The following is a 12,514-nucleotide window of genomic DNA, read 5'->3' on the forward strand; positions in this document are numbered from 1 at the left end:
CAGCCTGTCGACAGGCCTGAGCACGACGAACAGCAACGTCAGCAGCCTGTCGACTTCGACATCCTCGGGCCTGAGCACGGCCACGAGCAGCATCGGCAGTCTGTCCATCGGTCTGAGCACGGCGGTCAGCGGCATCACCAGCCTCTCCACGGGCCTGAGCACCGCCACCAGCGGCATCGGTAGCCTGTCGAGCGGCTTGAGCACGACGAACAGCAGCGTCAATAGTCTGTCGACCTCGACTTCGTCGGGCCTGAGCACTACCACCAGCAGCATCAACAGCCTGTCGACCTCGACTTCCTCGGGCCTGAGCACCGCCACGAGCAGCATCAACAGCCTGTCGAGCTCCACATCGAGCGGACTGAGCACTGCCACCAGCAGCATCAACAGCCTCTCGACTTCGACCTCGTCGGGCCTGAGCACTGCCACCAGCAGCATCAACAGCCTCTCGAGCTCCACATCGAGCGGGCTGAGCACTGCCACCAGCAGCATCAACAGCCTGTCGACCGGTCTGAGCACCGTGACCAGCAGCGTCAGCAGCCTGTCTACGGGTCTGAGCACGACCAATAGCAACGTCAACAGCCTGTCGACGTCCACGTCGAGCGGTCTGAGCACCGTGACCAGTAGCGTCGGCAGCCTGTCGACGGGCCTGAGCACGACCAACAGCAGCCTCAACAGCCTGTCCACCAGCGTGAGCGGCTCGACCAGCGGCCTGGCCAGCCTGTCGACCTCGACCTCCACGGGCCTGAGCACTGCCACCAGCAGCATCAGCAGCCTGAGCACGACGGTCAGCAGCATCTACAACGACGGCACCAAGTACTTCCACGCCAACTCGACGGCAGCCGACTCCAAGGCAACCGGCCAGGAATCCGTGGCGATCGGCCCGCAGTCAGTGGCCAGTGGCGCCAACTCCTTCGCCGCCGGCAACGGTGCGAAGGCGACGGCCGACGGTACCGTTGCGATCGGCTTCGGCGCTCAGGCCACCAATACCGATGCCATTGCGATCGGTTCCGGCGCCCAGGCGATTGGAGCCAATGCCATCGCCATCGGTGCCGGAGCACTGGCGGCCGGCTCGCAGGCATTTGGTAAGGACTCCCGTGCAGGCAACGGTGGCGCGGCGTTCGGCGACGGAGCTGACGCAGGTGGCACGCAGTTGAGCAAGGCGCAGAACGTCTCCCAGGGCACGGCCATCGGCTTCGGTGCAGTGGTCACGCAAAGCGGCGGTGTCGCGCTGGGTGCGAACTCGGTGGCTTCCAGGGCGGCGGGCGTGGCGGGCTACATCCCGGGCAGCGCGAATGCAGAGCAGGAAGCGGCCATCAGAGCCACGACCAGCACGCAAGCGGCCGTGTCCGTGGGCGATGCAGCCAACGGCCAGTTCCGCCAGATCACCGGTGTGGCGGCTGGCTCGGCCGACAGCGATGCGACCAACGTGGCGCAGTTGAAGGCCGCATCGACCGCAGCCAAGGCCAGCAGCGTGCAGTACGCGACCAACCCGGACGGGTCGGTCAACTACAACCAGATCACGCTGGGTGGCGGCCAGGCGCCGGGCGGCACGCGCATCTCGAACGTGGCACCGGGCATCCTGCCGGGCGATGCAGTCAATGTGCAGCAACTCTCGCAAGTGCAGAACCAGATGAGTGAGCTCGGAAGGATTGCCTACAGCGGCGTGGCGATTGCGACAGCGATGAGTAGCTTGCCCCAGGCCATGACGCCTGGAAAGAACCTTGTATCGCTAGGCGTGGGCTCCTATTCGGGTTACGGTGCCCTTGCGTTTGGCTATTCGTACAGGACCAAGGGTGGGAGTTGGATCTACAAGGTAAACGGTGGCTTCAGCGGGAAAAAGATGAGCTTAGGCGCTGGCGTGGGTTACGAGTGGTAGAGGCGTTGTTGCATACCTCTCGGGATTCGCGCCCGATCATGGTTAGGCTAGGCAGATGCGAGCCACCGCGGGCGAAGTGCCGCGGATCTTGCCCCCGTATTTCAGGACACAGGCTATTCGCAATGCAGCGTCTGCTCGGTCTGAGCAAGGCGCTGTTGTACAGCGCGATGATGCCTGAACTCCCTGGGTGATTTCATCTTCAATGCCGAGTGCGGATGCACCTCATTGAAGTGCTCGAAGGCGGCGGCCATCTGCGCCATCACCGTTCTCGCATCGGCAAGGTCCATGCGGCTGACCCTCATCGTCCCCTGGGGCATCGGGCGCGACTATCTGCGAGATGCCGAGGACGGCGATGCGTTCGAGCCGGTGCAAGAGCGGCTTGAAACGATGGCCGAAGCAGGGCGCTGCAAGATGTGGCGTGATGCGAGCAGCCGCTATCGCATTCAAACGCGCGTCACCCTGCCCGGTGGTGTCAAGGTGCTTGTTCAGTTTGGCGCCAAGGACCCGCTGACGCTCAAAGGCGCGATACGCATCGACTTTAACCCCAACAAGCTGGGGGAGGGTGACGCTCAGCATCTGCACAAGTTCATCCGTCGTGCGGTCGGCAAGTCCTACGACACCCACCTGCTGGATGCGATTGTCAACCGGCTGGACCTGGCCAGCGATGTGGAGCACGTCGTGCTCGGTGACCTGCTCATCGACTACAAGGGCGCCCACGAGGTGACGATGTTTGCCAAGCGCCTGAAGAAAAACAAGATCGAGACGATGAATTTTGGGAGCGTCAGCAGCGACTACATCACCTCTGTGTACGGTAAGAAAGAGGAGGAGGTGCATCGAGCGATTGAGCGGCTGGTCACGCAAACCAAGGCCGTTTCCGACGAGCTGAAGGCCAACCTGGTGCGTCAGGTCAAGGTCGCGCGCGACCTACCTCCGACCGTTCGCTTCGAGGTGCGCGGCAAGAAGATGGGCGTGCCGGTCTTCAAGCTCAAGAAGCTCAACGTCAAGCGCTTCGAACGGTTCCAGGTCTCGGAACTGCAAAACCTGGAAGCTCTGGAAGACTTTACGCGCGTCAATTTCCTGGCTCTCGTGCGCGACATGGGCTTGCGTGCCGCCATTGCCCACCACAAGGGGCGGCCCGAACACGCGGCACTCAAGAAGGCGGCGCTACAGACGCCCGACTGGTGGCAGCCCGAGGGCCTGTGGGGGCGCGGCATCAAGGCACTGAAAAAGTCCGGCATCTTGCCTGCGGATGCCTTCAAGGTGCCCTCCAAGCGCTGATCCCGAGGCTCCGGCGCGATGATGTGATCAGGGAGCGATCAGACTGGCGGCCCGAAGGGCGTTGCGTGTGTCGCGCGATTTGGGTAGACCCGTGTGGAATGGCGCAACGCCCGTACGACGGCCGGAGAGCATCGCGAGCGCGGCACCTCTGCCCCCACCACCTACAACCACCGTCGATCTGCAATCGGGTGCGCTGTCAAACGACACGCGCCTGATTCAGTCGGGCGGCTCGACAATCGGCGCCGGTGCGCTCCACAGAGCCACCTGTTCCATCTCTTCGAGAAATTCGCACTTATGCGTTTCTTCGTCGACAGATTCAGAACCAAGTCGCGTTGTCCCGAGGCACCGCGAGTTTGGCAATCATGGGCTCAGATGCAATCGTACCGCCGTTGCTGGGCGGTACTGAGTAAGAATCTGGTGCCACCGTCAACCGCCTCAACGTGGAGCTTGGCTGCACCTCTGTCAGCGCACGTGGAATGATTGGATCGCGCAATGCGATTTTTTCACGGCCGCAACCTAGCGCGCCCCGATCCCGACCTGAGAAGATATTGCGTACCGGATTCGCTGTCCACGACAGTCATCCAGCATCGAGCAATCTCGCACATGACATACCTCCCGCAAAAAGATATGAAAAGTTTCTCCTTGCTCCTCGCCGTGGCTACGTTGGCGGGCTGCACTTTCGGCAATCGGTCGGCAGCGGTCGATCCGTCGCCATCGAGCCCGCCCCAGGCCATCAGTGCATTTGAAGAGATCTGTCTGAAGACGGCACCTACGTTTGCGCGCGCCGCAAGCGCAGCCGGCGCATTCGGAGTGACTGAATTCATGTCACTGGGCCCGGCGAAGATGGGCTTCAATCGCAATCAAAGCCTCGGCGTTCAGATCGCGGAGGGGCTTGAGTGCACCATTACGACGCCAACCCAATCTGACAAGAGCCTCACGACGAATTTCCTGCAGTCGGTTGCACGGACCGCGAATGCGTCTCCTGCGGCAAATGTTCCATTTCGAGCAGATATCGCGGGTCAGACGTTCATCTTTCAACACGACCGCTCTGGCGGCGAAGCCTACGTGATGCTCAAGGCCGGCAAGTAGCACATGACCGATGGTGGAAGAATTGGAACCAGGTAAAAGCTGCTTGCGCTGATGATTTGAACGGGAGCATCGAAGCGTATTGGATCAGCACGTTGACAACAGATGTGAAGCACCGCAGTAAGCGGCAGTGCTTGAGGGAGAAGGCTTCGATGTTCCATCCAACGCTTCGCGAAATTCTTCACAGATCTAGCATCGACGCCGCATCGGTGTGACGCAAATCGCGGAATGATCGCCCCCCTCTCTCTTTGAGAAAGAGAGAGAAGTGTTCAAGTAATCTTTAATGAAACCTTTGATGATCTCGCACGCTTCCAAAATTTTTTCCGCCGCCGTAGTATTGGTGCTCGGCACATCGAACTCGGCATTCGCACAGTCCGCTGCGAGTGCCGAGAGTGCCAGCTGTGTTAGCACCAATGAGCGCCAGATCGCTGCCTTGTTCGATCGCTGGAATGCGAGCCTCCTCACGCACAACCCCGACCTGGTGGTGGCCAACTACGCAACCGACGGCGTGCTGTTGCCAACCGCGTCTAATCGACCGCGCACAAACCCCTCGGAAATTCGCGACTACTTCGTCAAGTTCCTCAAGGACTCCCCGGAAGGGATGATCGACTCCCGCACGATCAAGATCGGATGCAACGTCGCGCAAGACCTTGGTACCTACACCTTCAAGTTCAAGGACGGAAAGACGATCCACGCCCGCTACACCTATGTGTACGAGTGGCGCGATGGTGAGTGGTTGATAGCCCATCACCACTCGTCCGCCATGCCTGAGAAGGTGGCCGAAAAATAAGTTCGGGTCTCGTCGCTTCAAGAACATGACCAGCGGACGAATGCGCCCGGCCATAAACCGCGAGCGAAGCCTCAAGGTGCTTCGTTCGCGATGTCTTTCAAGGCCTGCGGATCGAGGACGGATAGCCCCTTGTATCCCAGGGAGAGCGCGCCGCTTACCGCGAGCTTCTTGAGTTCCCGGTTCACGGCCTGCCGGTTGGCCTGCAGAATCGCCGCCAGCTCTTTTTGCGACAGCTGTAGCCGGGTCGACCCGGTGATTTCGGTCGCCTTGCTGAAGAGCAGCGTGAGCCGCACCACCGTCGAAGCCAGCCGTTGCCGCAGCGAGCCCGTGGCCTGGCTTCGCACGGTTTGGGCTTGGGCCGCGTGTTGGCTCAGCAGCATCATGGTCATTTTCTTGCAGCGCGAGGGTTCGGCGTCCAGCAGAGCGATGAGAAACAAAGTCGGAATGTGGATGGCCACCACCGGTGTCTGGGCGGTGAACGCGTAGCTCGCTCTCTCCCTGTTGCCGAACGTTTGGGTCAGGCCCATGAGCACGCCCGGGCCCAGCGGTATCACCGCAAGCTGTTCGTACTGTCCTGCGGCATAGGCGCCGGTGGCTTGTCCAGAAATGATCACGAAAGCCTCGGGCACTTCGTTTAGCTCGTTCACAAAAACCTTGCCTGGGGCATGCCGGCTGACATAAGAAGCAGCGAGCAAGTCGGCCATGGCCTCCGTAGACCAGGAGGAAAAGGCATCCAACCTGCGCAACGAGGCTTCCATAAGCACGAGATCGCCGAAACTGTTGGGCCTTCTGGTCATGGAGTGATGGTCCTCTCCTGCGCTTCGGCGCTCTCGGGTGGCCGAGACAACGCCTGAGGATCAAGGACGGCGATGGCGCCGTATTTCAATTCGATCGCGCCGGCGGCGGTCCAGGACTTGAGTGCTCCATTGACCGACTGTCGGCTGATGCGAAGGATGTCCGCCAGGTCCTGTTGCGTCACCCGCAAATGAAGGCGGCCTTCTTCATCTCGCGCGCCGTAGTGCGCCGCCAGCTGGTTGAGAGTGACACCAACGCGCTGCTCGAAGTTGCCGACCATCTGGCCGTAGGCCATGTCGATTGCTGCGCGCTCCTGGCGCATGAGCATATGGCTGACGTCTTTCCACCGAGTGGGCTCCTCGTCGAGCAGGTCGAGGACCGTCTGGCCCGGCGTGTGAATGACCAAGGCGTCGCTCTTGGCGTAGTACTCGAGCACGCGGCCTTTCGGGCAAAGCATGTGCGTGAAGCCCAGGACATCGCCAGGGCCACGAAGTAGCAAGCTCAAGCGCTGGTCCGTATCCGATTGCCCTTCGGAATGCAGCAGGTATCCCTCCACGATCACAAGGATCTCCGACGGGGCCGGAGGTGGCGGGGACACCCGGTCTCCACGCGTATGACGCACGAGTTCGGAGGATGCCAACAGGCGATTCATTGCAAGGGCTGGCCACTCAGCGAAGCCTGTGGGCTGGCGCAGCGCGTGCTCCATGACCTTCTCGTCGCTCGAACGGCGCGGGGATGGGGCCATATCTTCGCTCCGTCTTGTTAATAAGACGCAATTGGAACGTCCTTGTCAGCAATAGGTTCCGCTGCGTCCGCGGAAAAATGCACCCCCTATCAATCTAGATCCATCTCTCGCGATGGGCACAATCGTCAAATAGGGTTGCCAACATATTCACGATCTCGCGCTTTTTGAGAGGGAGAAAGTCGCATTCAAGACATTCTAAAAAATACTCTCCTTGGCTCACAAATATATTCGCCCGTCGATCTTCTCTACAGTTCTGAGTAGCGAGATCGAGCTAAGGGTTTCGCTCGCGTGAAGCCGAAAAGGCTTCGTTGGTGGATCTAGGCGCTGATTTCTTGCGTGCACTTCTGGCGAAGAGTTCCCATCAAAAAATGGGCGAGAAATTGAGTTGCCCATCTTGGAATCAAAGTTCAGTTCGATGAGTAAGTCATACAAAAGAATTTGGAATGGGTCGCTGGGGGGCATCTCGGAAATTGCAGGGTCCAAGGACGAGCAGGCAAGAGCTGGACGTAGTCGCGGGGGCATGCCATTCGTCGGAGGCATCAACACGGTTTCAGCAGCGGTTGCGATGCTCCTTTTTGGAGGCGCGAGTGATGTGCTCGCAATTACTGTTTCAGCCGCTAGTACCTGCATTTCCTCCGCTTCCAATACTGTCTATCGGACCAATCCTGGCGGGACCGATGGTGCCGGGATGACGAGCCAGGGTTCTATTTCAGGCAGCGGCGGTGGGACATACGGTTGGGTTTCCGGATGCGCAACCGTGGGCACCGGTCTCGGATACGTGGTGCTCGGCTCGTTCGCCAATGCTGGTTCCTATACCGCTGTAAGGGCAATCGGCATTCAGGCGGGAGCGAGCGCGGGTTTCGCGACGGCCCTGGGCGCAGAGTATCTGGTACGTGGCATCGCCAGTTCGGCGTTCGGGACCGGCCGCATTGCTTCTGGCAGAAACTCGGTTTCGATCGGAGGCGGGGGGGCTTCGACTTTGAGTGCAGCCAATTCGACAACGGCGAATGCGAACGGAGTGATCGCTATCGGTGTCAATGACACCAAGGGGGCGCAGGCGATGGCGGCAGATGCCATCGCCCTTGGCGGGCAGTCCCAAGTAGTGGGCGCCGCAACGTCCGGCAGCGCGATCGGCCGGGGCGCCACAGTCAACGGTGCCTTCGGCAGTACCCAGGGCGATGGTGCCGTCAGCGGCGCGATGGGGCAGAACGTCGCCATCGGTTCGTCGGGAACGACCGCCAATTCCGGCACCGCCGCCAGTGGTGCAGTGGCCATCGGTCGCGGGCAGAGGGCCACGGCAATGGCGCAGTGGCTATCGGCGATCCAAATACCGCCAATAGCACGGGTGCCGTGGTGAGGGGGGCAACGGCACCGGCGCCGGCGACGTGCCCGGCACGACCACTGCGAACGGCGCAGTGGCCATCGGAAACACCAACAACGCCATCGGCCAGAGTGCGATTGCTCTTGGCAACAGCAACAACGCGATCGGCGGCGGCACTGCTGCGACCAACCGTCGCATCACCAACATGGCCGACGGCGCCGCGCTGACCGACGGCGTGACCGTCGCGCTACTGAGCACGACGAACAGCAGCATCAGCAGCCTGTCCACCTCGACGTCCTTGGGCCTGAGCACGGCCACGAGCAGCATCTCTAGCCTGTCGACTTCCACGTCGTCGGGTCTGAGTATTGCCACCAGCGGAATCGCCAGCCTGTGCACCGGCCTGAGCTACATCCAAGGGCATGGCGGTCGGCTTCGGTGCCGTGGCCGCCACGGCCGGCGGGGCGGGTTCTGCACCCACGGGCGCATCGGCCAGTCAAATCGCAGTCACCAGGGCCACGACCCGCACGCAGGCCGCGGTGTCGGTGGGCGATACATCCAACGGCGAGTACCGCCAGATCACCGGTGTTGCTGCGGGCTCCGCGGACAGCGATGCCGCCAACGTCGCGCAGGTACGCGCGGCCTCGAGTACGGTGGCGGCAGGCAGTGCGGAGTACGCGACCAATCCCGATCGCTCGGTCAATTACGGCAACCTGGTTCTGGGCACGGCCAGGCGCCGAACGGCACGCGCATCAGCAACGGGGCGCGCGGTATTGCCCCCAAACGACGCGGTCAACGTGGCGCAATTGAGTGAATTGCGCAGCGGCATGGGAAGTGTGGCTTGCATCGCCTATTCGGGTTGCTATAGCCGGCGCCATGAGCTCACTGCCGCAGGCCATGACCCGGGTAAATCGCTGCCGTCCATAAATACGGATTATTGCTCGGGCTATGCGGCAAGAGCTGTCGGGTTTTCTGCGCGCTCCGAAGGCGGCAAGTGGCCTAAAAGGTCAATAGCGCATACAGCGAGAGAAAATTCAATATCGACGTAGGCATCGGGTACGAGCGAAAAGAAAATTGGGCGGCTTAGAGTAACCAATGTTGAGAATATTAACTGCCTTGACGCCATGCAGTCTATTTTAATTTCATGAAACTTCCAATCATAAATGAAGACCAGAGGGCAGCGCTGATTGCCTTGGTTGATCGGGATGCCTTTCGGCGGGGCGTGCTGCATCTTCGCCTGAAGGGAATGGGACATAAATCTCTGGATTTTTATTCGATCAATGATTTCCTTGAGGTCGCGCTGAGCGATATCAAATTTCAGGGTGCAGTGATTGTCTTGAACGGGGGTGAAAATGAAAATTATGAGGTAGAGCGAATTTTGGCGCTCCTTGATCTTCCCTTGCTGCTCGTGACTTTGGAAGAAAGATTTGACGCCCTGAATCGGCTGAATGAATCGTTTCTAAAATCTAGATTTTTCGACGCCGTTCCTTTGAGCTGTGGAGATCGAGATCTCGAATGGAGGTTGAAATTTTTATTCAATAGACATGAATTAACACTCTCAAAGGCGAAGAGACTCGAATGGGGTGTTTATCGGTTCGAAGAGATAAGCCGATCAGTTTTTTTCAAGGACACAGTGGTAAAACTAAGGCCGAAAGAATTTGATCTTGCGCTCACCTTTTTCAGGAACTGCGAAGTCACCCTTACGAGGGAAAAGCTGTGTGCGGTTCTGTGGGGCGGGGGATTAAAGGACGTCGGATCGAGAACGCTGGATGTTCATGTATGCAAAATAAGAAAAAAACTTGAAATTACTCCTTGCAATGGGTTCTCGCTGCAATCAATTTTCGGGGCGGAGTACAGATTGACGGTAATGGCTTCCCAAAAGCTTGCCGCCAAAATGGTGAATTGATTTTTCAAAATTATTAATCAATGACGTCTTCACCTTCCGAAACGCGCGCTGCGCCCCCCTCGGCAGAGCCCTGTTCGCCTGCGGTGCGGTCGGTGCAACGCTGCTGGCGTCGATTGCCCTGGGCCACGACGGCCGTCGCATCGCCCAACTCGCAGTGCTCGCCATGCCGATGGTGTTGTGGCTCGCATGGCCGATCCGCAGCGCGCGAATGCGAAGCGCGCGAACGGTGCTCGTGTGGCTCTGGGCCATGGGCTTCGCGCTCGACGGCGCGGTGCGCGCGTACCTGCTCGATACCTACCAGGCCGCGCCCGACGGCGCGATGGTGCTCGGCGCCGCAGCCAACACCAATGCACGCGAGAGCACGGAATACCTGTGGATGCATTGGCGCTCGGCGGTCATCTGGTCAGGCGCGCTCGCGGTGGCCGGCGTGCTCGTGGGCATGTTCGCGCGGCGCGGCGCGGCTTTCGATGCGGGCGGATCTTCCGCACGCACGAGGTCATCGTTCTGGACGCGATCGCTGGTGCTCGTTCTCTTGCTGATCGCCTGCGTGGCCTATGCGAGCAAGCCGTGGCGCCGGCTGCATCCCGCGATCTTCTGGGCCGGCTGGGCGCAGTCGTTGCAGACGCTGCGCGGCGCCTGGGCCGACCAGGAGAAGGTGCGCGACCGCCTGATGGCGCAAGCGAGGGCCATCGCTCCCGTCGCACCGCAGTGCCGGCCCGTCGACGGTGGTACTGGTCATCACCGACAGCATCAACCGCGACAACATGGCCCTGTACGGCTACGGCCGCCCGACCACGCCGCGCCTGCTGGCGCACAAGGCGCAGGCCGGCGAGCAGATGGCGGTGCTGCAGAACGCATGGTCGGTGGACGCGAGCACCCTGCCCGCGCTGCGCAACATGTTCCACTTCGGCCTGCCCGAGAGCGAGAACCCGCCGCACCTGCTGGCGCTGGCGCGCGCCGCGGGCTACAAGGTCTGGTGGATCAGCAACCACGACGACCTCGCCATCGAGCAGCAGCATGCGCGGCTGGCCGACGTGGTGGACATGGTCAACCGCACGCCGGGCCGCGCCAGCGCTTCGCTGGACGGCGAGATCCTCGACTGCGTGCAGGAAGCCTTTGCGGACACGAGCACCGACCGCAAGCTCATCGTGGTCCACCTGATGGGCGCGCACCCGCACTACAGCCTGCGCTTTCCGGAGAACGCCAACCCGTTCGACGACGACGTCGATGCGGTCGAGAACGGCCTCGTGAAGGACGGCCGCTCCGCCTGGGTGCGGCGCTTCCGCCAGGAGTACGACGCGGCGCTGCTGTACCACGACTTCGTGGTGTCGGAGTTGCTGCAGCAGACGCGCAGCGCGGGCAAGCCGGGCGAGGACCGCGCCTGGATGTACCTGTCGGACCACGGCCAGGAGGTCGGCCACGGCAGCGACCGCGCGGGCCACAGCCCGTCGACCGCTTCGGGCTACCGCATTCCGACCGTCATCTGGCGCAACCGGGAGCCGCTGCCGAGCGTCGCCGCGCAGCAGCAGCCCTTTCGCGCGGACTGGACGGGATGGGCGCTGATGGACCTGCTCAGGATTCAATGGAATGGGCAGATGCCCGAGCGCAATGTGCTGGACCCAAGCTATCGCTGGCAAGTGCCCGAGCTGCCGGCCATCGTCGAGTCGTTCGGCTAAGGTAGCTCCCCTCGATCCCTTCACAACGGACATTCTGCCCATGGACAAACTTTCCGCAATGGCCACTTTTGCCACGGTGATCGAGGTTGGCAGTTTCACCCGGGCGGCCGACGTGCTGGCGCTCCCCAAGGCGCGGGTGTCCCAGCGCGTCTCCGAGCTCGAACGCCACCTGGGCGTGCGCCTGCTCAACCGCACGACCCGCACCCTGGGCCTGACCGAAGAGGGGCAGGCCTACTTCGCCAAGTGCCAGGTCATTCTTCGGGACATCGACGAGCTGGAGGAAGCGCTCAAAGGCGGCAGGCTGGAGCTGCGAGGGCGCTTGCGCGTAGAGGCCCTGGTGTCCGTTGCCCGTTGGATCATTGCGCCGCGGCTGCACGAGTTCCAGGCCCGCTACCCCGCCATCTCGGTGCGGTTGGCCGGAAGCGACCGCATCAGCCACCTGCTGGAAGACGGCATCGATTGCGCCGTTCGCGGCGGCCACCTGAAAGATTCGAGCCAGATCGCGCGTCATGTGTGCGACGTCCGCGTCGGGCTCTATGCGGCACCGGCGTACCTGCGGGCTGCGCCCGCCATGCGCCACCCCGAGGAATTGATGCGCCATCGCAGCATCTCGTGGTTCCAGGGACAACGCAATCCTTTCGCGTGGCAACTGGAGAAGACGCAGAGCGAGGTCTTCGATCTGGCAATGGACAACGGCCTGCAGTTCGACGACCCGGACGTCGCCATCGCCTCGTGCATGGCCGGCAGCGGAATCTGCCCCGGGGTGCCTTTCGCGGTCGAGGGCTGGGTGCGCGCGGGCGCGCTGGTGCCGGTACTGCCGGACTGGAGCTTCAAGGCCCGGCCGATTCACATCATCTATCCGAGCAGCAAGCATCTGTCGGCACGCGCGCGTTGCTTCGTGGACTGGCTGCTCGAGTTGATGAAGAGCAGCCCGAGCGTGCGGATGACGCCGCGTGATCTGGCCGACCGCCTCTAGGTGGCGCTGCGGGGCGGCCGGTGCAGGGGGCCGACCGCCCGGTCGAGCCGGCGCCTGATTTTGTTCAA

14 protein-coding genes and 1 pseudogene are annotated in these 12,514 nt (G+C 61.5%); 9 read left to right on the forward strand and 6 right to left on the reverse strand.

The window, feature by feature from the left end:
* On the reverse strand, positions 1-612 hold a 612-nt coding region (locus tag J2W23_RS18795; RefSeq protein ID WP_307649806.1), incomplete at its 3' end, for a hypothetical protein.
* 1 nt (position 613) lies between these two features.
* Here J2W23_RS18795 and J2W23_RS18800 point away from each other — a divergent pair.
* Complete coding sequence (locus J2W23_RS18800) at positions 614-1,876, forward strand: YadA family autotransporter adhesin (RefSeq protein ID WP_307649807.1); 1,263 nt, start codon at positions 614-616, stop codon at positions 1,874-1,876.
* A gap of 113 nt (positions 1,877-1,989) precedes the next feature.
* Here J2W23_RS18800 and J2W23_RS18805 read toward each other — a convergent pair.
* Positions 1,990-2,172: pseudogene (locus J2W23_RS18805) on the reverse strand (integrase core domain-containing protein); the annotation flags it as partial.
* On the opposite strand from J2W23_RS18805, the gene J2W23_RS18810 reads away from it, so the two are divergent.
* The 3 genes from J2W23_RS18810 (at position 2,162) to J2W23_RS18820 (ending at position 5,030) form a co-directional block, all read left to right on the forward strand.
* Positions 2,162-3,154, forward strand: coding sequence for a hypothetical protein (locus J2W23_RS18810; protein ID WP_307649808.1), 993 nt, complete (start codon positions 2,162-2,164; stop codon positions 3,152-3,154). The pseudogene J2W23_RS18805 and the gene J2W23_RS18810 sit on opposite strands and share 11 nt — an antisense overlap.
* Positions 3,155-3,757: 603 nt before the next feature.
* Positions 3,758-4,243, forward strand: a complete 486-nt coding sequence (locus J2W23_RS18815) for a hypothetical protein (protein WP_307649809.1) — start codon at positions 3,758-3,760, stop codon at positions 4,241-4,243.
* Between the two features lie 289 nt (positions 4,244-4,532).
* Positions 4,533-5,030, forward strand: a complete 498-nt coding sequence (locus tag J2W23_RS18820) for an SgcJ/EcaC family oxidoreductase (protein WP_373423963.1) — start codon at positions 4,533-4,535, stop codon at positions 5,028-5,030.
* 71 nt (positions 5,031-5,101) lie between these two features.
* Here the strand turns inward: J2W23_RS18820 and J2W23_RS18825 are convergent, their stop codons facing one another.
* Positions 5,102-5,827: a Crp/Fnr family transcriptional regulator gene (locus tag J2W23_RS18825; RefSeq protein WP_307649811.1), complete on the reverse strand. Its 726-nt coding sequence runs from the start codon at positions 5,825-5,827 to the stop codon at positions 5,102-5,104.
* A complete protein-coding gene (locus J2W23_RS18830) occupies positions 5,824-6,570 on the reverse strand; it encodes a Crp/Fnr family transcriptional regulator (protein ID WP_307649812.1) in 747 nt (248 codons plus the stop codon). The genes J2W23_RS18825 and J2W23_RS18830 overlap by 4 nt, the downstream gene beginning before the upstream one ends.
* 520 nt (positions 6,571-7,090) lie before the next feature.
* Between J2W23_RS18830 and J2W23_RS18835 the strand changes: the two genes are divergently transcribed.
* Positions 7,091-7,927 (forward strand): hypothetical protein, encoded by an 837-nt coding sequence (locus J2W23_RS18835; protein ID WP_307649813.1) that lies wholly within the window; start codon positions 7,091-7,093, stop codon positions 7,925-7,927.
* Here the strand turns inward: J2W23_RS18835 and J2W23_RS18840 are convergent.
* Positions 7,883-8,239, reverse strand: coding sequence for a hypothetical protein (locus J2W23_RS18840; RefSeq protein ID WP_307649814.1), 357 nt, complete (start codon positions 8,237-8,239; stop codon positions 7,883-7,885). The two genes, J2W23_RS18835 and J2W23_RS18840, sit on opposite strands and share 45 nt — an antisense overlap.
* Positions 8,240-8,310: 71 nt before the next feature.
* On the opposite strand from J2W23_RS18840, the gene J2W23_RS18845 reads away from it, so the two are divergent.
* Together J2W23_RS18845 and J2W23_RS18850 are read left to right on the forward strand one after the other, a co-directional pair.
* Positions 8,311-8,937 (forward strand): adhesin, encoded by a 627-nt coding sequence (locus J2W23_RS18845; protein ID WP_307649815.1) that lies wholly within the window; start codon positions 8,311-8,313, stop codon positions 8,935-8,937.
* A gap of 95 nt (positions 8,938-9,032) precedes the next feature.
* The gene (locus tag J2W23_RS18850) at positions 9,033-9,794 is read left to right on the forward strand and encodes a winged helix-turn-helix domain-containing protein (protein WP_307649816.1); all 762 of its coding nucleotides are present in this window, start codon (positions 9,033-9,035) and stop codon (positions 9,792-9,794) included.
* A gap of 294 nt (positions 9,795-10,088) precedes the next feature.
* Here the strand turns inward: J2W23_RS18850 and J2W23_RS18855 are convergent, their stop codons facing one another.
* Positions 10,089-10,286 carry a hypothetical protein gene (locus J2W23_RS18855; RefSeq protein WP_307649817.1) on the reverse strand — a complete coding sequence of 66 codons (198 nt, stop codon included), beginning with the start codon at positions 10,284-10,286 and terminating at the stop codon, positions 10,089-10,091.
* 233 nt (positions 10,287-10,519) lie between these two features.
* Here J2W23_RS18855 and J2W23_RS18860 point away from each other — a divergent pair, with 233 nt between their 5' ends.
* Positions 10,520-11,470 carry a phosphoethanolamine transferase gene (locus J2W23_RS18860; RefSeq protein WP_307649818.1) on the forward strand — a complete coding sequence of 317 codons (951 nt, stop codon included), beginning with the start codon at positions 10,520-10,522 and terminating at the stop codon, positions 11,468-11,470.
* Positions 11,471-11,510: 40 nt separating this feature from the next.
* Positions 11,511-12,446 carry a LysR family transcriptional regulator gene (locus tag J2W23_RS18865; protein WP_307649819.1) on the forward strand — a complete coding sequence of 312 codons (936 nt, stop codon included), beginning with the start codon at positions 11,511-11,513 and terminating at the stop codon, positions 12,444-12,446.
* Positions 12,447-12,514: the final 68 nt, after the last annotated feature.

The organism is Variovorax boronicumulans (genome assembly GCF_030812215.1).
Lineage (GTDB): Bacteria > Pseudomonadota > Gammaproteobacteria > Burkholderiales > Burkholderiaceae_C > Variovorax > Variovorax boronicumulans_C.